Origin of the sequence: Serratia sp. K-E0102, assembly GCF_029962625.1 — a bacterium.
Lineage (GTDB): Bacteria > Pseudomonadota > Gammaproteobacteria > Enterobacterales > Enterobacteriaceae > Serratia > Serratia sarumanii.
This window is the reverse complement of record NZ_CP124754.1, coordinates 635821-657697: the sequence shown is the minus strand read 5'-3', so window position 1 is coordinate 657697 and position 21877 is coordinate 635821. Positions and strand designations below refer to the sequence as shown.

General features: G+C 60.0%; 17 protein-coding genes and 1 other annotated feature. Of the genes, 4 read left to right on the top strand and 13 right to left on the bottom strand.

From position 1 onward, the window contains the following. Positions 1-11: 11 nt before the first annotated feature. A complete protein-coding gene (gene ileS, locus SSARUM2_RS03000) occupies positions 12-2828 on the bottom strand; it encodes an isoleucine--tRNA ligase (RefSeq protein ID WP_033649149.1) in 2817 nt (938 codons plus the stop codon). 32 nt (positions 2829-2860) lie between these two features. Beyond that, positions 2861-3799 carry a bifunctional riboflavin kinase/FAD synthetase gene (gene ribF, locus SSARUM2_RS02995; RefSeq protein ID WP_060452783.1) on the bottom strand — a complete coding sequence of 313 codons (939 nt, stop codon included), beginning with the start codon at positions 3797-3799 and terminating at the stop codon, positions 2861-2863. Positions 3800-4189: 390 nt separating this feature from the next. On the opposite strand from ribF, the gene rpsT reads away from it, so the two are divergent. Then, entirely contained in the window at positions 4190-4453 is a 264-nt protein-coding gene (gene rpsT / locus SSARUM2_RS02990) for a 30S ribosomal protein S20 (RefSeq protein ID WP_004932960.1), read from the top strand. A gap of 71 nt (positions 4454-4524) precedes the next feature. On the opposite strand, the gene nhaR is transcribed toward rpsT, so the two are convergent. The 4 genes from nhaR to dnaK all read right to left on the bottom strand — a co-directional run bounded on the left by nhaR (position 4525) and on the right by dnaK (position 10164). Then, a complete protein-coding gene (gene nhaR / locus SSARUM2_RS02985; protein WP_004932962.1) occupies positions 4525-5424 on the bottom strand; it encodes a transcriptional activator NhaR in 900 nt (299 codons plus the stop codon). Between the two features lie 192 nt (positions 5425-5616). Next, positions 5617-6783: a Na+/H+ antiporter NhaA gene (nhaA, locus tag SSARUM2_RS02980; RefSeq protein ID WP_033649145.1), complete on the bottom strand. Its 1167-nt coding sequence runs from the start codon at positions 6781-6783 to the stop codon at positions 5617-5619. A gap of 236 nt (positions 6784-7019) precedes the next feature. After that, the gene (gene dnaJ / locus SSARUM2_RS02975; protein WP_033637051.1) at positions 7020-8144 is read right to left on the bottom strand and encodes a molecular chaperone DnaJ; all 1125 of its coding nucleotides are present in this window, start codon (positions 8142-8144) and stop codon (positions 7020-7022) included. 106 nt (positions 8145-8250) lie between these two features. Beyond that, positions 8251-10164, bottom strand: coding sequence for a molecular chaperone DnaK (gene dnaK, locus SSARUM2_RS02970; RefSeq protein ID WP_004932972.1), 1914 nt, complete (start codon positions 10162-10164; stop codon positions 8251-8253). Positions 10165-10489: 325 nt separating this feature from the next. On the opposite strand from dnaK, the gene satP reads away from it, so the two are divergent. Further along, positions 10490-11089, top strand: coding sequence for an acetate uptake transporter (satP, locus tag SSARUM2_RS02965; RefSeq protein WP_033638663.1), 600 nt, complete (start codon positions 10490-10492; stop codon positions 11087-11089). A gap of 44 nt (positions 11090-11133) precedes the next feature. Here the strand turns inward: satP and SSARUM2_RS02960 are convergent, their stop codons facing one another. The 3 genes from SSARUM2_RS02960 to tal form a co-directional block, all read right to left on the bottom strand. Continuing rightward, positions 11134-12441 carry an MFS transporter gene (locus SSARUM2_RS02960; RefSeq protein WP_033637050.1) on the bottom strand — a complete coding sequence of 436 codons (1308 nt, stop codon included), beginning with the start codon at positions 12439-12441 and terminating at the stop codon, positions 11134-11136. A gap of 124 nt (positions 12442-12565) precedes the next feature. Beyond that, positions 12566-13153, bottom strand: coding sequence for a molybdopterin adenylyltransferase (gene mog, locus SSARUM2_RS02955; RefSeq protein ID WP_004932980.1), 588 nt, complete (start codon positions 13151-13153; stop codon positions 12566-12568). 150 nt (positions 13154-13303) lie between these two features. Beyond that, entirely contained in the window at positions 13304-14257 is a 954-nt protein-coding gene (gene tal, locus SSARUM2_RS02950; RefSeq protein ID WP_033637049.1) for a transaldolase, read from the bottom strand. 383 nt (positions 14258-14640) lie between these two features. Between tal and SSARUM2_RS02945 the strand changes: the two genes are divergently transcribed. Continuing rightward, a complete protein-coding gene (locus SSARUM2_RS02945) occupies positions 14641-16077 on the top strand; it encodes a sodium:alanine symporter family protein (RefSeq protein WP_033637048.1) in 1437 nt (478 codons plus the stop codon). Between the two features lie 106 nt (positions 16078-16183). Then, positions 16184-16960, top strand: a complete 777-nt coding sequence (gene yaaA / locus SSARUM2_RS02940) for a peroxide stress protein YaaA (protein WP_049213071.1) — start codon at positions 16184-16186, stop codon at positions 16958-16960. Between the two features lie 46 nt (positions 16961-17006). Here yaaA and thrC read toward each other — a convergent pair whose 3' ends face one another. The 4 genes from thrC to thrL form a co-directional block, all read right to left on the bottom strand. Then, positions 17007-18296: a threonine synthase gene (thrC, locus tag SSARUM2_RS02935; RefSeq protein ID WP_033649143.1), complete on the bottom strand. Its 1290-nt coding sequence runs from the start codon at positions 18294-18296 to the stop codon at positions 17007-17009. A gap of 3 nt (positions 18297-18299) precedes the next feature. Further along, positions 18300-19229, bottom strand: coding sequence for a homoserine kinase (thrB, locus tag SSARUM2_RS02930; protein ID WP_049213070.1), 930 nt, complete (start codon positions 19227-19229; stop codon positions 18300-18302). Between the two features lies 1 nt (position 19230). Beyond that, entirely contained in the window at positions 19231-21690 is a 2460-nt protein-coding gene (gene thrA / locus SSARUM2_RS02925) for a bifunctional aspartate kinase/homoserine dehydrogenase I (RefSeq protein WP_060422500.1), read from the bottom strand. Positions 21691-21715: 25 nt separating this feature from the next. Then, positions 21716-21833, bottom strand: a sequence feature (Thr leader region). Continuing rightward, a complete protein-coding gene (thrL, locus tag SSARUM2_RS02920; protein ID WP_086581142.1) occupies positions 21772-21840 on the bottom strand; it encodes a thr operon leader peptide in 69 nt (22 codons plus the stop codon). Its footprint overlaps the feature before it by 62 nt. Positions 21841-21877 lie beyond the last annotated feature (37 nt).

The window sequence follows — 21877 nt, the reverse complement described above, 5'->3', positions numbered from 1 at the left end:
GGCGCGAGTTCTCAGGCAAAGTTACGCTTCTCGCCGTCACCGGCGACGTTGCTTACACAGCGGCCGCAGATGTCTGCATGCTCCGCCACCAGGCCGATATCGGTGGTGTAATGCCAGCAGCGCGGGCACTTCTCACCCGGTGCCGTGCTGAAGGCGATCTTCAGCCCTTTCAGCAGCTCGGAAGCCTGCGCGTCGGCCGGCGCCTCCGCCAATGGCGCCACGCTTGCCGCAGAGGTCAGCAGCACGAAGCGCAGCTCATCCTGCAGGCTGTTCAGGCGCGCCGCCAGCTCGCTGTCGGCATACAGCGTCACCGCCGCTTCCAGCGAACCGCCGAGGCGTTTGTCGGCGCGCGCCTGCTCCAGCACCTTGTTCACTTCGCCGCGCACTTTCAGCAGCTCGGCCCAGAAAGCGTCGTTCATCGGCTCGCCTTCCGCCAGCCCGAACAGGCCGTCGTACCACTCTTCGGTGAACACGTACTGCGCGCGCTTGCCCGGCATAAAGCCCCAGATCTCGTCCGCAGTGAACGACATGATCGGCGCCATCCAGCGCACCAGCGCTTCCACGATGTGATACAGCGCGGTCTGGCAGCTGCGGCGGGCGACGCTGTCGCTCTTCGCGGTGTACTGACGATCCTTGATGATATCCAGGTAGAAGGAGCCCATCTCGACCGAGCAGAACTGCATCAGACGCTGCACCACTTCATGGAAATCGTAGTTGGCGTAAGCCTGCTCGATATCCTGCTGCGCCGCCAGCGCACGGCCGACCGCCCAGCGATCCAGCACCACCATGTCTTCCGGCGCCACGCAATCGGTGCTCGGCTCGAACCCGTTCAGGTTGGCCAGCAGGAAGCGCGCGGTGTTGCGGATGCGGCGATAAGAGTCGGCGGAACGCTTGAGGATCTCGTCGGACACCGCAATCTCGCCGGTGTAATCGGTCGACGCCACCCACAGACGCAGAATGTCGCCGCCCAGCTTGTTCATCACGTCCTGCGGGCTGACGGTGTTGCCGATCGACTTGGACATCTTGCGGCCCTGGCCGTCAACGGTGAAGCCGTGGGTCAGCACTTCTTTATAAGGCGCCTTGCCTTTCATCGCGGTGGAGATCATCAGCGATGACATGAACCAGCCGCGGTGTTGGTCGGAGCCTTCCAGATACATGTCGGCGCTGTGGCCGTGGAACTCAGGACGCACGTCGACCACCGAAGCGTGGGTGGAACCGGAGTCGAACCACACGTCCAGCGTATCCGGCACTTTCACGTAGTCGGCGGCGTCCGCGCCGAGGATGTCGGCCGCGTCCAGATCCCACCAGGCCTGAATGCCGTCTTGCTCGACGCGCTTGGCCACTTCTTCCATCAGCTCAACGCTGCGCGGGTGCAGCTGCTCGGTTTCTTTATGCACGAACAGCGACATCGGCACGCCCCAGGTGCGCTGACGCGAGATGCACCAGTCCGGGCGGTTGGCCACCATCATTTCGATGCGCGCCTGGCCCCAATCCGGGATCCACTGCACGCCTTTGATCTCTTCCAGCGACTGCTGACGCAGGCCTTTCTGATCCATGCTGATGAACCATTGCGGCGTGGCGCGGAAGATGATCGGCGTCTTGTGGCGCCAGCAGCACGGGTAGCTGTGCAGGAACTTCTCGACGTGCAGCAGCGCACCTTTCTCACGCAGCAGGTCGACGATCAGATCGTTGGCCTTGAAGACGAACTTGCCGTCCAGCAGCGGATGGGTACCGGTCAGGTAGCAGCCGTTCGGCCCTACCGGGTTGGCGATCTCCAGACCGTATTTTTGGCTGATGACGAAGTCATCCGGACCGTGGCCACCTGCGGTATGCACCGCACCGGTACCGGCGTCCAGCGTCACGTGCTCGCCCATAATGGCCGGCACGTCGAAGCCCATAAACGGGTGTTTGAAGCGCAGCAGCTCCAGATCGGCGCCTTTGCAGCTGCCCAGCACCGTCCATTCGGTGATGCCGGCGCGTTTCATCACGCTTTCCACCAGCTCGGCCGCCAGGATCAGGCACTGGCCGTCAACCTGCACCAGCTGATAGGTGAAGTCCGGGTGCAGCGAGATCGCGCGGTTGGCCGGCAGGGTCCACGGGGTGGTGGTCCAGATAACCAGGGAGATGGCGCCGCTGAAGTTGCTCACGCCGAACTTGGCCGCCACGGCAGCCGCGTCGGCCGCATGGAAAGTCACGTCGATCGACGGCGAAGTCTTGTCGTAATACTCCACTTCCGCTTCCGCCAGCGACGATCCGCAGTCGGTGCACCAGTGAACCGGCTTGGCGCCTTTCAGCAGGTGGCCGTTGCTGATGATCTTGCCCAGCGCGCGGATGATGTTGGCTTCGGTTTTGAAGTCCATGGTCAGGTACGGACGATCCCAGTCGCCCAGCACGCCCAGGCGGATGAAGTCCTTTTTCTGGCCTTCAACCTGCTCGGCCGCGTACTCGCGGCACTTCTGGCGGAACTCGGCCGCCGTCAGCTTCTCGCCCGGTTTGCCGTACAGCTGTTCAACCTTCAGTTCGATAGGCAGGCCGTGGCAGTCCCAACCCGGCACATAAGGCGAGTCGAAGCCGGCCATCCCTTTCGACTTGATGATAATGTCTTTGAGAATCTTGTTAACCGAGTGACCAATGTGAATGCTGCCGTTCGCATACGGAGGGCCGTCATGCAAAATGAAGGTTTTTTTGCCCTTTTTGGCAGTACGAATAATCCCGTACAGATCCTGTTCATACCAACGTTGCAGCATGCCAGGTTCGCGCTTGGCGAGATCGCCGCGCATCGGGAACCCTGTTTCCGGCAAGTTCAGGGTATTCTTGTAGTCACTCATTAGATTCTCGGTTCCGTTTTCGGCTATAGAGATTAAACCGGTGTCTGTAGCCCGAAGAACTTCCGGGCCGTCACCACATCATTGGCGATTTGCTGCTTCAGGGCATCGAGCGAAGCAAACCGCTGTTCATTGCGCAATTTTGCGCGGAGCACCACCTCAATATGGCGCCCGTAAAGATCCATTGTGACATCCAGCAGATGCACTTCCAGCTGCTGGCGCACGCCGGCGACGGTCGGGCGCGTACCGATATTGGCCACGCCCGGCAGCGGCGGCGGCCCCAGGCCGTACACTTCCACCGCATACACCCCTTTCACCGGCGCCACCAGGCGCTTGAGCGGCAGGTTGGCGGTCGGGAAGCCGATGGTGCGGCCCAGCTCGTCGCCATGCACCACGCGCCCGGAGATGCTGTACGGGTGGCCCAGCAGGGTCTCCGCCAGCGGCAGATCGTCCTCGCTCAGCGCGGTGCGGATCGCGGTGCTGCTGATGCGCCGATCGCCTTCGCGGAAGGTCGGGGTGCTGACCACCTCGAAGCCGTACTCTTTTCCGGCCTGCTGCAATAGCGGAAAATCGCCCTGGCGCCCGGCGCCAAAGCGAAAATCATCCCCCACCATCAGGAATTTGACGCCCAGCTTTTCCACCAGCAGCTCGGCGACGAACGCCTGCGCGGTGTTGGCGGCAAAACGCGGATCGAACTTGACGCAGAGCAGGTAATCGACGCCCGCCTGCGCCAGGTAGTTGGCCTTGTCGCGCAGGCGCGTCAAGCGGGCCGGCGCCTTGTCTGCGGCGAACATCTCCAGCGGCTGCGGCTCAAAGATCATGACCATCACCGGCAGCCCGAGGCGTTGCCCTTGTTGCTTCAACTGCTCCAGCAACGCCTGATGACCGCGATGCACGCCGTCAAAGTTGCCGATGGTGAGCACGCAACCATGGTGGCGCGCCCGGATATTGTGAATGCCGCGAATTAGCTCCATAGCTGGCTCAAAACAGTGGAAATCGGCGGATTATACCTTGTACAGCCGGTAAGGTTAACCCGCGATTGGTGCCTTTATGTAATAGACACACCATACCGGAGATAATCTGCGCGTGAAACGGCTTCGCCGCAGTTTATCCGGCGCCGCCGGGCCGATTCTCGACCGCAGCCAACGGCTTGCGCCCGCCGCGGCAAAACATTGGCGAATTTTCTCGCGAAACACTGTATTCCCAAGAGCGAAGCTGGTAAAATCCTGCGCCATCACAACGTAGCGAGTGCCGCCTGTACAAACGGCGCTTATTTGCACAAATCCATTGACAAACGAAGGCTAAAAGGGCATATTCCTCGGCCTTTGAATTGTCCTCAATAGAATATATTTGGGAGTTGGACCTTGGCTAATATCAAATCAGCTAAGAAACGCGCCGTACAGTCTGAGAAACGCCGCAAGCATAACGCAAGCCGTCGCTCAATGGTGCGTACCTTCATCAAGAAGGTAGACGCAGCTATCGCAGCTGGCGACAAAGAAGCAGCACAAAATGCATTCCTGGTAATGCAGCCACTGGTGGACCGTCAGGCAGCTAAAGGCCTGATCCACAAAAACAAAGCAGCGCGTCATAAGTCAAACCTGACTGCACGCATCAACGCAATGCAATAAGCATTTCGTTATCTGCTTGATAAAAAAACCGGCTCAGGCCGGTTTTTTTACGTCCTGCATTCAGTGAACCGCTAGCAGGAAAACAGCGCAGAAAAATCTTTGTTGCACACGCGCTGCACCGCCGGATGCTGGATCATGCGCTCGGCGAAGATGATGTAATACTCCTCCTGCACGCTGTCGATGCGCCCAATCTCCACCACGTTGTCATCGTTGTAGGTATCCTGCGCATACAACGTCGGCGCCACGAAAATCGCATTGTGATACATGCCGAAGGCCTTCATCAGCGCCGCATCGTCGAACTCGCCCAGGATCTCCACCTGAATACCCTGCGTATTGAACCAGTTGAGCAGCTTGCGCCCCAGCATCGAGCGGCGGCCGGGGATCAGCAGTTTGCGCTGCTCCAGACAAGCCGGGAACGGCAGCTCCGGCGCCGGCTGGCGGCAGAAGAAGCTGATGCCGCACTCGCCCAGCTTCAGCGAGAACAGCCCTTCCTGCTGGCTGGAGTCCACCGGACAATCCGACAGGATCATATCCAGCTTGTGCTGGCTGAGCTGCTCCAGCAGCATCTCGTGCGTCGATTCAAAGCAACGCAGGTGGATCTGTTCGTTGTCTACCACCACCGCCGTTTCCAATACCTGGCTGACCAGGCGCTTCGACAGCGCATCGGCCACGCCGACGTCGAACAGCAGATTCGACTCTTTTCGGTAGTTGACGATATCCAGCATTTCCTGGCTGAGCATAAACATCTTGTCGGCATAACGAAACACCAGTTGCCCCAGCTCCGAAGGCACCAACCCGCGCCCCTGACGTTTGAACAGCTTGCCGTCCAACCGCTCTTCCAGCGCCTTGATCTGGCCGGTGATGGTCTGCGGCGTCAGAAACAACGCTTCGGCGGCACCGACCACGGAACCGGCCTTGCAGACCTGCCAGAAATAGTAAAGGTGATTAAAGTTGATATGCGACATCCTCACGAGCGGCTCTCCTTAACAACGTTTCGCAGCGGCAAACGGTGTGCCGTGACGAGCGACAAACTTCCTTTCCCTGCTTCAGACAACGTATAGCCCCATTAGTCCCAACGAACAACGGCCGAAGCTGCACATATTTTATACCGTGCAGCTCCGACCAGCCATTTTATTATGTGCCCTTACCAGACACATTCAGGATTAACGTACGCGCGGCAACGCCAGACGCAGCAATCCATACCCTACCACCGCCGCAGCGGTGGAGCCCAACAAGATCCCCAGGCGGGAATAGGTGCTGAGCGCCGCATCCGCATCGCCGAACGCCAGCGAGGCGATAAAAATCGACATGGTGAAACCAATGCCGCAGAGCACCGAAACGGCAAACACCTGTTTGAAGCCGATGCCTTCAGGCAAACGGGCGATGCCCATTTTCACCGCCAGCAGGCTGAAGAGGAAAATCCCCAGCGGTTTACCGATAAACAGGCCGGCCGCAATCCCAACCGGCAGCAGCGACGTCAATCCTTCCAGCGATACGCCCTGCAAAGAAACCCCGGCGTTGGCGAAAGCGAACAGCGGCAGGATCATAAACGCAACCCAGGGGTGCAGCTCATGTTCCAGCGTTTCCGACGGCGACGGCCCCTTCTTCACGTTCAGCGGGATCATAAAGCCGACGATCACCCCGGCCAGCGTCGCATGCACCCCGGACTTGAGGATCGCTACCCACAACACCAGGCCGACCATCATATACAGCGAGGTTTTACCCACGCCACGCCAGTTCATTACCGCCAATAGCACCGTCGCCGCCGCCGCCACGCCCAGCGCCACCATCGACACTTCGTGGGTGTAGAACAGCGCGATGATGATAATCACGCCCAGGTCATCGATGATCGCCAACGCCAGCAGGAACACTTTCAGGCTGGTCGGCACCCGGTTGCCCAGCAGCGCCATTACGCCCAGCGCGAAGGCGATATCGGTCGCGGCCGGGATCGCCCAGCCCTGGCGGGTGACTTCATCCGCGCCGTTGAACAACAGGTAAATCAGCGCCGGCGCCAGCATGCCCCCCAGCGCGGCGATCGCCGGAAACACCGCCTTGTCGCGCCCGGACAGCGAGCCTTGCATCAACTCGCGCTTGACCTCCAGCCCCACCACCAGGAAGAAGATGGCCATCAGGCCATCGTTGATCCACAGCAGCAGCGGCTTGGCGATCTCCAGCGAAGCAATCTTCACCATCACCGGCAGGTTAAGGAATGCCTGATAGATCCCCTGCGCCGGGGTGTTGGCCATGATCAGGGCGACGATTGCCGCCGCGATCAGAATGATGCCGCCCGCAGCTTCCTGACGTAAAAATTGACGAATGATATTGGTCACAGTACGTCTCTCCAAATCTGTGCAGGGCGTAGCGCCCTGCAAACCACAGTCATGAAGTGAGTATAGAGGGCGTTTTAGTTCGAAAAAATAAGTTTATAAATGCTAAATAGCTCGATAAAACCGATCAAAAGCACGAATAAGTCACATTATTTATAGGGGATTAGGGGCGTGGCGTGCAAATAAAAACCCCGGGACAAACGCCCGGGGTTAGAACATAAACCAACAGAAACAGCAGGTTAGCGAGTCAGATCGTCAAAGAACTTTTTCACCCCGTCGAAGAAGCTCTTCGAACGCGGGCTGTTCTTGTCACCGGACGGGCCACCCAGGCTCTCTTCCAGCTCACGCAGCAGCTGCTTCTGCTTGTCGTTCAGATTGACCGGGGTTTCCACCACCACGCGGCACAGCAGGTCGCCCTGGCTGCCGCCACGCACCGATTTCACACCCTTGCCGCGCATGCGGAACAGCTTGCCGGTTTGGGTCTCCGAAGGCACCTTCAGTTTCACCCGGCCGTCCAGCGTCGGCACTTCAATCTCGCCGCCCAGCGCCGCCATGGCGAAGTTGATCGGCACTTCACAGTACAGGTTATTGCCTTCACGCTCGAAGATCGGGTGCGCCTTCACCTGCACCTGAACGTACAGATCGCCCGCCGGTGCGCCGTGCTCGCCGGCTTCGCCTTCACCCGCCAGGCGGATGCGGTCGCCGGTATCGACGCCGGCCGGAATTTTCACCGACAGCGTTTTGGATTTCTCTACCCGGCCGTGGCCGTGGCACTTGTTGCATGGATCTTTGATGATCTGACCGCGGCCATGGCAGTGCGGACACGCCTGCTGCACGGTGAAGAAGCCCTGGCGCATCTGCACCTGGCCCTGGCCGTGACAGGTTGGGCAGGTCACCGGCGAGCTGCCCGGCTTGGCGCCGCTGCCGTGGCAGACGTCGCACTCTTCCAGCGTCGGGATGCGGATCTCTTTGGTGACGCCACGTACCGCTTCCTCGAGGGTCAGCTCCATGTTATAGCGCAGATCGGAACCGCGGCTGGCGCGCTGACGGCGGCCTCCGCCGAAGATGTCGCCAAACACGTCGCCAAAGATATCGCTGAAGTCGGCACCGCCGCCAAAGCCGCCGCCGCCCATGCCGCCCTGTTCAAAGGCCGCGTGCCCATACTGGTCGTAGGCCGCGCGTTTCTGGTCGTCGGTCAGGACTTCGTAAGCTTCTTTAACTTCTTTAAACTTGATTTCGGCGTCTTGTTCCTGGTTGCGGTCAGGATGGTATTTCATCGCCAGGCGTTTGTACGCCTTTTTGATCTCACGTTCATCCGCCGTCTTGCTGACGCCGAGAATCTCGTAATAGTCTTTCTTCGCCATTCTTTTGCTTACCCTTAACATGCGTGCACGGGCGCAGAGTTGCCTCGACGCCCGTGCTGGTTTCCGGGAACGGCACCTCGGCCGCCCCGTGCCCGCTTAAGGGCGATTATTTTTTGTCTTTAACTTCTTCGAACTCAGCGTCAACCACGTCGTCGTCTTTCTGCGCCGCGTTGTCCGCGCCGGCGTCAGCACCCTGCTGAGCCTGCTGCGCCTGAGCCATTTCCAGCAGTTTGCCGGAAACCTGCACCAGAGCCTGAGTTTTCGCTTCGATCTCGGCTTTGTCTTCGCCTTTCACCGCCGCTTCCAGATCTTTCAGCGCCGCTTCGATCGCCGTTTTGTCTTCCGCCGGCAGTTTGTCGCCCGCTTCTTCCAGCTGCTTGCGCGTGCCGTGGATCAGATGATCCGCCTGGTTACGCGTCTGCACCAGCTCTTCGAACTTGCGGTCGGCTTCAGCGTTCAGCTCGGCGTCGCGCACCATTTTCTGGATTTCGTCTTCGTTCAGGCCAGAAGATGCCTTGATGGTGATCTTCTGCTCACGGCCGGTGTTCTTGTCTTTGGCGGACACGTGCAGGATGCCGTCGGCATCGATATCGAAGGTCACTTCGATCTGCGCCATGCCGCGCGGTGCCGCCTGGATGCCGTCCAGGTTGAACTGGCCCAGAGATTTGTTATCGCTGGCGCGCTTACGCTCACCCTGCAGCACGTGGATGGTTACCGCAGACTGGTTGTCTTCAGCGGTAGAGAACACCTGGCTGTGCTTGGTCGGGATCGTGGTGTTTTTGGTGATCAGCGGCGTCATCACGCTGCCCATGGTTTCGATACCCAGCGACAGCGGGGTCACGTCCAGCAGCAGAACGTCCTTCACATCACCGGCCAACACGCCGCCCTGTACCGCCGCGCCCACGGCAACCGCTTCGTCCGGGTTCACGTCTTTACGCGGTTCTTTGCCGAAGAAGTCTGCGACTTTCTTCTGCACCATTGGCATACGGGTCTGGCCGCCCACCAGGATCACGTCCTGAATGTCGGAAACCGACAGGCCTGCGTCTTTCAGCGCCACTTTCAGCGGCTCGATAGAGCGCGCAACCAGATCTTCAACCAGCGACTCGAGTTTGGCGCGAGTCACTTTGATGTTCATGTGTTTTGGACCGGTCGCGTCTGCAGTGATGTACGGCAGGTTAACGTCGGTCTGCTGAGCGGAAGACAGTTCGATCTTCGCTTTCTCAGCGGCTTCTTTCAGGCGTTGCATCGCCAGCGGATCGTTGCGCAGATCGATACCCTGATCTTTCTTGAACTCTTCCACCAGGTAGTTGATCAGACGGCTGTCGAAGTCTTCGCCACCCAGGTGGGTGTCACCGTTGGTCGCCAGCACTTCGAAGGTTTTTTCGCCGTCAACGTCGTCGATTTCGATGATGGAGATATCGAAAGTACCACCGCCCAGGTCATAAACCGCGATGGTGCGGTTGCCGACTTCTTTGTCCAGGCCGTAGGCCAGGGCCGCAGCGGTCGGTTCGTTGATGATGCGTTTTACTTCCAGACCCGCGATGCGGCCGGCGTCTTTGGTCGCCTGACGCTGGGCGTCGTTGAAGTAAGCCGGTACGGTGATAACCGCTTCAGTTACCGGTTCGCCCAGGTAATCTTCCGCCGTTTTCTTCATTTTTTTCAGCACTTCCGCAGAGATCTGCGGCGGAGCCATTTTCTGGCCTTTCACTTCCAGCCAGGCGTCGCCGTTGTCGGCTTCGACGATTTTGTACGGCATGATCGCTTTGTCGCGCTGCGCTTCTTCATCCTGGAAGCGGCGACCGATCAGGCGCTTGATGGCGAACAGGGTGTTTTCAGGGTTGGTCACTGCCTGACGCTTAGCCGGCTGGCCAACCAGAGTTTCACCGTCCTGGGTATATGCGATAATAGAAGGAGTGGTGCGGTCGCCCTCGGCGTTTTCCAGCACGCGTGCCTTGGCACCATCCATAATTGCTACGCAAGAGTTGGTAGTACCCAGGTCGATACCAATAATTTTGCCCATCTAAACGTCTCCACTAAAAAATTCATAATCAGTCAGGTTGCTAACCTATATGCGGGCGATTTTTTGCTTTTCAACTGCCCGATATCTCAGTGCGACCCGCGGTTAGCAGCTGCGGTTGCAAATAAGATGGGGCCATCCAATCCGGCATCAAGGGGCAAGGCGAAAAAAATTTCTTTTTTTTATCGTCATTCAGATCATTGTTTCCGGCTGCGGGGATCATTATGATGCGCGCGCTCTGGTGGAAAACTTCGATTTTTTGGCCATTCAGACCATTTATTATTTTACTTCGCTGTTTCCGTTAATTTTCTGTTATCGCAGAGGACTTATGCACACCAACAAGTTGGCGAATCCCGGCCCTCTCGGCCTGATGGGCTTCGGGATGACCACCGTCTTGCTGAACCTGCACAACGCGGGCTTTTTCCCACTGAACTCCGCCATCATCAGCATGGGGATTTTCTTCGGTGGCCTGGCCCAGATCCTGGCCGGTCTGCTGGAATACAAGAAGGGCAACACCTTCGGCATGACCGCTTTCACCGCCTACGGCAGCTTCTGGCTGAGCCTGGTCGGCCTGCTGCTGCTGCCGCGTCTGGGCCTGGCTGAGGCCACCGAGGCGCACGTGCTGGGCATCTACCTGGCGCTGTGGGGCATCTTCACCCTGTTCATGTTCTTCGGCACCCTGGGCGCCAACCGCGTACTGCAGTTCGTGTTCGCCAGCCTCACGCTGCTGTTCGCCCTGCTGGCCGTCGGCAACATCACCGGCAACCACGCGCTGCTGACCTTCGCCGGTTATGAAGGCATCATCTGCGGCGCCAGCGCCATTTACCTGGCGATGGCCGAAGTGCTCAACGAGCAATACGGCCGCACCGTGCTGCCGATTGGCGAACCGGCCCCGGCCCGCGTCGCGACCTCACCGGTCACCGCATAATCGCCCTTCCCTGACGAAAAAGCCCTGCATTGCAGGGCTTTTTTTTAGCTGTAGGAATCGGCTTGCCGCTCCCCGGCTTCGCTGTTCAGGTCGCGATGCAGGTAGACGCCGAGCAGCAGCCCGATGAGCGACAGCGCCAACACGTAGTAAGCGGGTGCTAACGGGGTTAATTTCATGATCAGCGTCACAAAAATAGGGGTTAGACCGCCAAAAATAGCGTACGAGACGTTATATGAGAACGAGATACCGGTAAACCGCACTTCCGCCGGGAAAGCCCGCACCATCACGTACGGCACGGCCCCCACCACGCCTACGCTGAACCCCACCAAGGCATAGCAGGCGAACAGCATTTCCGGGCGCACGCCCACCGTTTGATAGAACAGCCAACTGCAGCCGGCCAGCAGCACGCTGCCGACCACCAGCGTTTTGCTGGCGCCGAAGCGATCGGCCGACAAACCGGCGACGATGCAGCCGGCGATCAGCATGATGGTAGCGATGCTGTTGGCCTGCAGCGTCAAGGCCGGCGCGATGCCGAACTGCTTTTGCAGATAGGTCGGGGTCATCAGGATCACCACCACGATGCCGGCGGAGAGCAGCCAGGTCAGCAGCATCGATACCGCCACCTCCCGTTTGTGGTTGAGCACCACCGACTTCAGCGGCAGCTCTTCGGCCAGCGCTTTACGCGCCTGCATCTCGATGAAGATCGGCGTTTCCTGCAGCCAACGGCGCAGGTACATCGCCACCAGGCCGAACATGCCGCCCAACAGGAAAGGAATGCGCCAGCCGCCGCCGGCAATGCTCTGCGGGCTGAGCGTGGTGTTGATCACCGTCGCCACCACCGAGCCCAGCAGGATGCCTACCGTCAGCCCGGCGGTCAGCGTGCCGCAGGCGAAGCCGATGCGCCGGCGCGGCACGTGTTCGGCGACGAAGACCCAGGCGCCCGGCACCTCACCGCCGATCGCCGCCCCCTGCAGCACGCGCATCAACAGCAGCAGCAGCGGCGCAGCGATGCCGATGCTGGCGTAGGTCGGCAGCAGGCCCATCGCCAGCGTCGGCAACGCCATCAGCAGAATGCTCAGGGTAAACATCTTTTTGCGGCCGACCAGATCGCCAAAGTGCGCCATCACGATGCCGCCCAGCGGACGGGCCAGATAGCCGGCGGCGAAGATGCCGAAGGTTTGCACCAGCCGCAGCCATTCCGGCATGTCCGCCGGGAAGAACAGATCGCCGACCACGGCGGCAAAGAACACGAAGATGATGAAGTCGTAAAACTCCAGCGCGCCGCCCAACGCGGCCAACGTCAGCGTTTTGTAGTCTTGCCGGTTCAGCCGGCGATTATTGTCGTGAGGCATAGGGCACCGTCGGTAAAGGCTGTAAAAATAAAAGCCGCAGGCTTTCTGTAAAAGAATCCTTACTATAGCGGCAAATTATTTTCACACCAGACGGGCTGAAGCCGATCTCGCAGAACGCTGAAATTTAGAGGTTTATCTCGCGACGCGCGCTCTTTGGCCGAAATGCTGCTACCACCGCGGCGTGCGTTTCGACGTAAGGCCCGTCGAGCAGTTGAATGCAATAAGGCACGCTGGCGAAGATGCCGTGCACCACCGCATTGCCCTGCTCATCTTTTACCCCTTCCAGCGTTTCCTTGATCGACTTCGGCTGGCCGGGCAGGTTGATGATCAGCGCCTGCTTGCGGATCGCCCCCACCTGGCGAGAAAGAATTGCCGTTGGCACATAGTGTAGGCTGATCTGACGCATTTGCTCGCCGAAGCCAGGCATCACGCGATCGGCGATCGCCAGCGTGGCGTCGGGGGTGACGTCGCGTCGCGCCGGCCCGGTGCCGCCGGTGGTCAGCACCAGATGGCAACCCATTTCGTCCACCAGCTCGCACAGCGTCTGTTCAATTTGCGTCTGCTCATCGGGGATCAGCCGGGTTTCCAGCTTGAACGGCGTCGCCAGCGCGCCGCTCAGCCATTCCTCCAGCGCCGGAATGCCTTTATCCTGATAAACGCCGCCGGAAGCGCGGTCGGAAACGGAAACCAAACCAATACGTAAAATATCCATGCGTAACCTCTACAGCCTGATGGGGTCCGAACGGGTTCGTCCCCGTTCTGTTGTCATTGCCGAGAGTATAAGGGCTTCCCCCGCCGGCGGGAGAGTCGGGCATAAAAAAAGGTGGCCTGAGCCACCTTTTTACTGCGCGATCTGCCGGAATTACAGCAGGTCGGCGATCATTTTTTCCAGTTTGCCCTGGTCTACGGCGAACTTGCGGATGCCGTCGGTCAGTTTCTCAACCGCCATCGGATCCTGGTTGTGCTGCCAGTAGAACTCAGGTTCGGTCAGTGCGGCAGGACGCGCCTTCACTTCACCGGTGTAAGACAGTTTGCGCTCCAGCGCGCCTTCGCTCTCCGCCAGCTCTTTCAGCAGCGCAGGGGCGATGGTCAGACGGTCGCAGCCGGCCAGTTCGATGATTTCGCCGACGTTACGGAAGCTGGCGCCCATCACCACGGTGTTGTAACCGTGCTGTTTGTAGTACTGGTAAATCTCGGTCACGGAGATCACGCCCGGATCTTCATGCGGGGCGAACTCTTTCTTGTCGCCGTTGGCTTTGTACCAGTCGAGGATACGGCCGACGAACGGCGAGATCAGGTAAACGCCGGCTTCGGCACAGGCGCGAGCCTGAGCGAAGGAGAACAGCAGCGTCAGGTTACAGTTGATGCCTTCTTTCTCCAGCTGCTCCGCCGCGCGGATGCCCTGCCAGGTCGAGGCCAGTTTGATCAGAATGCGATCGTTGCTGATGCCGGCTTCGTTGTACAGCTTGATCAGGCGCTTGGCCTTGGCCACGCTGGCATCGGTGTCGTAAGACAGACGTGCATCCACTTCGGTTGAGATGCGGCCCGGAACCAGTTTGAGGATTTCCAGACCGATGTTGACCGCCAGCTTGTCGGCGGCGTCGGCGATTTGCTGCTCGCGATCGCTGCTCTGGCCGCGCGCCCAGGCGATGGCTTCGTCAATCAGTTTACGGTATTCAGGAATTTGGGCTGCATTGAGGATCAGCGAAGGGTTGGTTGTGGCGTCCTGCGGTTGATACAGCTTCATTGCCGCGATATCACCCGTATCTGCAACCACCGTGGTCAGCTGGCGCAGGGAAGTTAATTTGTCGGTCATGTTGGCATTATCTCATCGTTTGTGCATGAACTTTTGGCATTGTTCAACCATGCCCTGCCCTGATAATAACATGCGCCAAGCCCGGTGCAAGGCTGGAAAACCGCGGCGCGCAGGCATCTGTTTTATCCTTGGGCGAGCAACCGTTTACGCCGATATCTTTCGCCATTACCGAGCGGATGGAAAGGCAATAACGTGCTATTGTCCGAATAAATTATGTTAAATTCGAAAAAATTGATGCAATTCGTCCGCTAATCTGCGAAAAATCTTAATCGACTGACGCCGGACAGATTCCAGCTAAGCTCTTGTAAAAAATAGGCCAATGTTTTTCACCTGCGGTGGATGCTGCAAGGTGCGCATTAAATTTCGATAAAAGGAGGGATCCCTTGACGGACCTGATGAATTTTATAAACAACATTTTGTGGGGGTCGGTGCTGATTTATCTGCTGCTCGGCACCGGCATCTACTTCACGTTGCGCACCCGCTTTATCCAGCTCCGCCACTTCAGCCACATGTTCTCGGTGTTGAAAAACAGCAATAAAAGCGACAGCGCCGGCATCTCCTCTTTCCAGGCGCTGTGCACCACGCTGGCGGCGCGCGTCGGCACCGGCAACCTGACCGGCGTCGCCATCGCCCTGACCGCCGGCGGCCCCGGCGCCATCTTCTGGATGTGGGTGGTGGCGTTTATCGGCATGGCCACCTCCTTTGTGGAAAGCTCGCTGGCGCAGCTCTACAAAACCAAAGACGATAACGGCAACTACCGCGGCGGCCCGGCCTACTACATGGAAAAGGGTCTCGGCATGCGCTGGATGGGCGTGCTGTTCTCGATCTTCCTGATCATCGCGTTCGGCCTGGTGTTCAACGCCGTGCAGGCCAACTCCATCGCGCAGGCCTCCGCCGTCGCCTTCCATTTGCAGCCGCTGCACGTCGGCATCGGCCTGGTGCTGCTGAGCGGCGTGGTGATCTTCGGCGGCATCCGCTCCATCGCCAAAGTGGCCGAGCTGGTGGTGCCGCTGATGGCCGGCGCCTACCTGTTGCTGGCCCTCTGGGTGATTGGCCATAACATCGAACACATGCCGGCGATCCTGACGCTGATCTTCAAAAGCGCCTTCGGCCTGCAGGAAGCCGCGGCCGGCGCCGTCGGTTACGGCATCTCCCAGGCGATGACCCAGGGCGTGCAGCGCGGCCTGTTCTCCAACGAAGCCGGCATGGGCTCGGCGCCCAACGCGGCGGCGTCCGCTTCGCCTTATCCGCCGCATCCGGCCTCACAGGGCTATGTGCAAATGCTCGGGGTGTTTATCGATACCATCGTCATCTGCAGCGCCACCGCGGCGATCATCCTCTCCTCCGGCATTCTCGATCAGCCGACCGACAGCATCAGCGGCATCGATCTGACCCAGCGCGCGCTGTCGACCGCCGTCGGCAGTTGGGGCGCGCCGTTCGTCGCCATCGCCATTTTCTTCTTCGCCTTCACCTCGATCATCGCCAACTACGCCTATGCCGAGAGCAACCTGGTGTTCCTCGAGCACAACCATCCGGGCGGCCTGCTGATTTTCCGCTGCGTGGCGTTGGGCATGGTGATGTTCGGCGCGCTGGCGGAGCTGCCGCTGGTGTGGAAAATGGCGGATACCTCCATGGCGCTGATGGCCATCACCAACCTGACGGCCATCCTGTTGCTGTCGCGGGTGGCGCTTAAGCTGGCCGACGACTACCATCGCCAACGCCGTCTGGGCAAGCTGCCGACCTTCGACGCCAACCGTTATCCGGAGCTGAAGTCGCAGTTGGAGCCGGGCGTGTGGGACGACCAAAAGCCGCCGCGCTGAGTTTTCCGGGGCGCGTACGGTGCGCGCCCCTGCCTATTGGACCGATTGCCCCTTTTTCCCGCGCTTTTTGCTACAGTATCCGCACTTGGATAAACAGGATCTGGCCATGCTCGTTATTATTTCCCCTGCAAAAACTCTCGATTACGACAGCCCGCTGGCGACAGAACGCTTCACGCAGCCCGAAATGCTGGACAAGTCGAAACAGCTGATCAAAATTTGCCGCGAGCTGACGCCGGCGCAAATCGCCAGCCTGATGAGCATCAGCGACAAGCTGGCCGGGCTGAACGCCGCGCGCTTTAGCGAGTGGCAGCCGAAATTTACCCCGGACAATGCCCGTCAGGCGCTGCTGGCGTTCAAGGGCGACGTTTACACCGGCCTGCAGGCGCAGGATTTCAGCGAAGCCGATTTCGACTTCGCCCAGCAGCATCTGCGCATGCTGTCCGGCCTGTATGGCGTGCTGCGCCCGCTCGATCTGATGATGCCGTACCGGCTGGAGATGGGCATCAGGCTGGAAAACCCGAAAGGCAAAGACCTGTACAGCTTCTGGGGCGATAAAATCACCCAGAAACTCAACGAAGCGCTGGAGCAGCAGGGCGACAACGTGGTGGTCAACCTGGCGTCCGACGAGTATTTCAAGGCGGTGAAGCCGGCCAAACTGCACGGCGCGCTGATCAAACCGGTGTTCCTCGACGAGAAGAACGGCAAGTACAAGGTCATCAGCTTCTACGCCAAGAAAGCGCGCGGGTTGATGAGCCGCTTTATCATCAAAAATCGCCTGACGCGCAGCGAACAGCTGGTGGACTTCAACCTGGAAGGCTACGCCTTCGACGAAGCCGCCTCGCAGGGCAATGAACTGGTGTTCAAACGCCCGGAGCAGGCATAAAAAAAGCCGTCGCAAGACGGCTTTTCGCATTCTAGCCTGCCGAACCTCAGGCCGGCAGCGCCATCAGGAACTTGCGCAGCTCGGCAAAGCCGGCCGGCAGCGTGTGCGACAGCAGCGGCAGATCGGCCCGCAGCGCCAGCGCTTTCGGCAACGGCAGCTCCTGACCGAGGATCGCTTCTACGCTCTCTTTAAACTTGGCCGGATGCGCGGTGCCGAGGAACAGACCGAACTCCCCTTCCTGCAGCCGATCGCGCAGCGCGCGATAGGCAATGGCCGCGTGCGGTTCGGAGATATAACCCAGCTCGGCCAGTTCACGCATCGTTTCCTTGGTGGTCTCATCGCTGACCGCCGCGTGGCCCAGCTCTTTCAGCTGCCAGACCTTACGACGGAACAGCTCTTCCACGCGCGGCCAGTTGTTCGGCTGGCTGACGTCCATGGCGTTGGACAGCGTCGCGACCGTGGCGTGCGGCTGCCACTGGCCACTGGTCAGGAAGCGCGGCACGGTGTCGTTGGCGTTGGTGGCGGCAATAAAGCGCTTCACCGGCAGGCCCAGCGACTTGGCCAGCAGCCCGGCGGTCAGATCGCCGAAGTTGCCGCTCGGCACCGAAATCACCAGCTGATTGCGCGCTTCCTGCGGCAGCTGCGCCACCGCTTCGAAGTAGTAGCAGATCTGCGCCAGCAAGCGGCTGATGTTGATCGAGTTGGCCGAGTTCAGGTGCAGCGCGTCCTTCAATTCCCGATCGTCGAACGCCTGCTTCACCAGTGCCTGGCAAGCATCGAAGTCGCCGTCGATCGCTACGGTGTGAATGTTGCCGCCCAGAGTACAGAACAGCTTCTCCTGCAGCGGACTGATTTTGCCCTGCGGATAGAGGATCACCACCCGGACGTTTTTCAGGCCGTAGAAGGCGTGCGCCACGGCGGCGCCGGTGTCGCCGGAGGTGGCGGTCAAAATGGTCACCGGCTGATCGCCGGCCACTTCCGCCAGCATCTGCGCCATAAAGCGGCCGCCGAAGTCTTTGAACGCCAGCGTCGGGCCGTGGAACAGCTCCAGGCAGGAGACGTCTTCGGTCACTTTCGCCACCGGCGCCGGGAACTCAAAAGCGGCCTGCACGCGTTTCTTCAGCGCCGCTTCCGGTACCTCTTCGCCGATAAAGGCCGACAGAATACGGCTGCTGCGGGTGACAAAGTCCTGCTCCAGCAGTTGGTCTATCTCGGTCAGTTCGAACTCCGGCAGCTCCAGCGGGAAGAACAGCCCCTGCTGCTTGCCCAGGCCTTGTTTGATCGCCTGCGCGAAGCTGACCTGCTCGTTGTGATCCTTAAGGTTGTACAGTTTCATGCGTTATCCCAGTAGTCGAGCGCCTGCGGTATCCAGACGGCAAATATGAACAAAACCTTCGTCGTTTTGCAGATAGTGTTGTTGCAGCCAGGCGGCCATGCGCTGCGCGGTGGCGCCGTCGTTGCAGACGGCGAACAGCGTCGGGCCGGAGCCGGAGATGCCGCAGGCCAGCGCGCCGATCTCCTGCGCCGCCTTGCGCGCTTCGGCGAAGCCCGGCAGCAGCCGGGTGCGGTACGGTTCGGCTATCACGTCCTGCATCAATTTGGCGGCCAGCTGCGGCTGACGGGTGTGGCAGGCATGGATAAAGCCGGCCAGATAGCGACCGTGGCTGATGCAATCCTGACGACGGTATTGCGCGGGTAAAATGGCGCGCGCTTCGGCGGTGGAGACCTTGATGCCCGGATAGGCCATGACCCACAGCCAATCGTCGAAGCACGGCACCTCCTGGCTGATGATGCCTTCTTCTTCCAGCATCAGCTGCAGGCCGCCCAGGTAGCATGGCGCCACGTTATCGTAATGCACGCTGCCGGAAATGCGGCCCTCCAGCTCGCCCATCAGGCCGAGCAGCGTCGTCTCATCCAGCGGCCGATCGCAGAATTCGTTCATCGCCATCAGCCCGGCCACCACCGAACAGGCGCTGGAGCCCAGCCCCGATCCGATCGGCATGTTCTTTTCCAACCGCATCGCCACCGGCACTTCGCGGCCGATCTCCTGGCAGAAGCGCTCCCAGCATTGATAAACGATGTTCTCTTTCGGCTCGGCCGGCAGCTTGCTGACGAAGCGCCCGGCATTCTGCAAACTGAACGTCTCGGCGGCTTCTACGCTGACGCAGTCGCCCAGCAGCGTGCCGTCGATCGGCGAAACCGCCGCGCCCAGCACATCGAAACCGACGCTGACGTTACCGATCGAGGCCGGTGCATACACCTTAACCATATTAAACTCCCAACTTCCATGACAGTGTGCGCAGCAGATCGGCGAACACGCCCGCTGCGGTCACATCGTTACCGGCGCCGTAGCCGCGCAGCACCAGCGGCAGCGGCTGATAGTAGCGGCTGTAGAAGGCCAGCGCGTTCTCGCCGTTCTTCACTTTATACAACGGATCGTTGCCGTCCACCGCCTCGATGCGCACCTTGCAGCGGCCTTCGTCGATCAGGCCGACATAGCGCAGCACCTTGCCTTGCTCCGCGGCGTTGGCCACGTTGCGCGCGAACTCTTTATCCAGCTCCGGCAGGCGCGCCAGGAAATGCTCCACGTCGCCCGACGCGTCGAAGGACGGCGGCAGCACCGACTCGACCTCGATATCGCTCAGCTCCAGCTTGTAACCGGCTTCGCGCGCCAGGATCAGCAGCTTGCGCGCCACGTCCATACCGGACAGATCGTCGCGCGGATCCGGCTCGGTATAGCCGTTGGCTCGAGCCTGCAGGGTCGCCGCCGACAGCGATAGCCCTTCGTCCAGCTTGCCGAAGATAAAGGACAGCGAGCCGGACAGGATGCCGGAGAAGCGTACCAGCTCATCGCCGGCGTTCAGCAGGTTTTGCAGGTTCTCAATCACCGGCAAACCGGCGCCGACGTTGGTGTCGTAGAGGAACTTGCGGTGCGAACCGGCGGCCGCCGCGCGCAGTTGCTGATAATAGTTCATCGACGAGGTGTTGGCCTTTTTGTTCGGCGTCACCACGTGGAAACCGTCCGCCAGGAAGTCCACATACTGATCGGCCACCGCCTGGCTGGAAGTGCAGTCGACGATCACCGGGTTCAGCAGGTGATACTCCTTCACCAGCCGGATCAGGCGGCCGAGATTGAACGGCTCCTGCGCGCCGGCCAGCTCGTCGCGCCAGCTGTCCAGCGCGATGCCGTGTACGTTGGTCAGCATCACGCGTGAATTGGCGATGCCGCACACCCGCAGGTCGATATGCTTTTGCTTCAGCCATGGCTGCTGGCGGTAGATCTGCTCGATCAGCGCTCCGCCAACGCCGCCGACGCCGATGACGAACACTTCGATCACCTGATCGGTGTTGAACAGCATCTGGTGACTGACGCGCACGCCGGTGGTGGCGGATTCATTGCTGACCACCACCGAGATTGAACGCTCGGAAGAGCCCTGGGCGATGGCGACGATATTGATGTTGGCGCGCGCCAGCGCGGAGAAGAAGCGCGCGGAGATGCCGCGCAGGGTGCGCATGCCGTCGCCGACTACCGAGATGATCGCCAGGCGTTCCATCACGTCCAGCGGATCCAGCACGCCGTCTTTCAACTCCAGATAGAACTCCTCCTCCAGCGCGCGGCGCGCGCGCAGCAGTTCGCCCTGCGGCACGCAGAAGCTGATGCTGTATTCGGAAGAGGATTGGGTGATCAGCACCACCGAAATGCCGGCGCGCGACATCACGGCGAACACTCGCGCGGCCATGCCGACCATGCCTTTCATGCCCGGGCCGGAGACGTTGATCATCGCCATGTTGTTCAGGTTGGTGATGCCTTTCACCGGCATCCCGTCATCGGTGCTGTCTTTGCCGATCAGCGTGCCGGGGGCCTGCGGGTTGGAGGTGTTTTTAATCAGGCAAGGGATTTGGAATTGGGCAATCGGCGTGATGGTACGAGGGTGCAGCACTTTGGCGCCGAAGTAGGAGAGCTCCATCGCCTCCTGGTACGACATCGATTTCAGCAGCCTGGCGTCCGGCACGGTGCGCGGATCGCAGGTATACACGCCATCGACGTCGGTCCAGATTTCGCAACAGTCGGCGCGCAGGCAGGCGGCCAGCACCGCGGCGGAATAGTCGGAGCCGTTGCGGCCCAGCACCACCAGTTCACCCTTGTCGTTACCGGCGGTGAAACCGGCCATCAGCACGATGTGGTCAGCCGGGATCGCCGCCGCGGCGATGCGCAGCGTGGACTCGGCGATGTCCACGGTGGACTCCAGGTAGTGGCCCTGCGCCAGCAGTTTCTCCACCGGGTTGATCACTGTGACCGGGTAGCCCTTGGCGCGGAACACCCCTTCCATGATGGCGATGGAGAGCTTTTCGCCGCGGCAGATGATCGCCGCGTTTACGCTGTCCGGGCACTGCCCCAGCAGCGAAACGCCGTGCAGCACCTGTTTGAGCTGCGCGAACTCCTGATCGACCACGCCTTTCAAGCGATCGTATTCAAAGCCCGGCAGCGCCTGCGCCAGGCCGCTCAGCAGATCGGCAAAGATCCGCTCGGCGTCGCTGATATTCGGCAGAATGTCCTGGCCCGCCACCGTTTTGTCGATCATCGCCACCAGATGGTTGGTGATCTTTGCAGGGGCGGACAAGACCGTGGCTACCTGTCCCTGACGCGCATTACTCTCCATGATGTCGGCAACGCGCAGAAAACGTTCTGCATTCGCCACCGAGGTTCCGCCAAATTTCAGCACTCGCATGTGTGATCTCTCCGAATTTAAGCCGAAAAAAAAAGCCCGCACTGATTAGGTGCGGGCTTTTTTCTGTGTTTCCTGTGCGCGTCAGCCCGCCCCGTTACCTGTGGTATCGGTGGTGGTAATAATTGTGGTTTTCAGGCTGATGTTGCGCATGTTGTCTGTCTGTCTCATGAAATACTCTGTCCCCTCT

Bases quoted from the DNA above. Each gene is read 5' to 3' on its own strand.
- ileS (WP_033649149.1), bottom strand. From the start codon at position 2,828: ATGAGTGACTACAAGAATACCCTGAACTTGCCGGAAACAGGGTTCCCG.
- ribF (WP_060452783.1), bottom strand. From the start codon at position 3,799: ATGGAGCTAATTCGCGGCATTCACAATATCCGGGCGCGCCACCATGGT.
- dnaJ (WP_033637051.1), bottom strand. From the start codon at position 8,144: ATGGCGAAGAAAGACTATTACGAGATTCTCGGCGTCAGCAAGACGGCG.
- dnaK (WP_004932972.1), bottom strand. From the start codon at position 10,164: ATGGGCAAAATTATTGGTATCGACCTGGGTACTACCAACTCTTGCGTA.
- satP (WP_033638663.1), top strand. From the start codon at position 10,490: ATGCACACCAACAAGTTGGCGAATCCCGGCCCTCTCGGCCTGATGGGC.
- SSARUM2_RS02960 (WP_033637050.1), bottom strand. From the start codon at position 12,441: ATGCCTCACGACAATAATCGCCGGCTGAACCGGCAAGACTACAAAACG.
- mog (WP_004932980.1), bottom strand. From the start codon at position 13,153: ATGGATATTTTACGTATTGGTTTGGTTTCCGTTTCCGACCGCGCTTCC.
- tal (WP_033637049.1), bottom strand. From the start codon at position 14,257: ATGACCGACAAATTAACTTCCCTGCGCCAGCTGACCACGGTGGTTGCA.
- yaaA (WP_049213071.1), top strand. From the start codon at position 16,184: ATGCTCGTTATTATTTCCCCTGCAAAAACTCTCGATTACGACAGCCCG.
- thrC (WP_033649143.1), bottom strand. From the start codon at position 18,296: ATGAAACTGTACAACCTTAAGGATCACAACGAGCAGGTCAGCTTCGCG.
- thrB (WP_049213070.1), bottom strand. From the start codon at position 19,229: ATGGTTAAGGTGTATGCACCGGCCTCGATCGGTAACGTCAGCGTCGGT.
- thrA (WP_060422500.1), bottom strand. From the start codon at position 21,690: ATGCGAGTGCTGAAATTTGGCGGAACCTCGGTGGCGAATGCAGAACGT.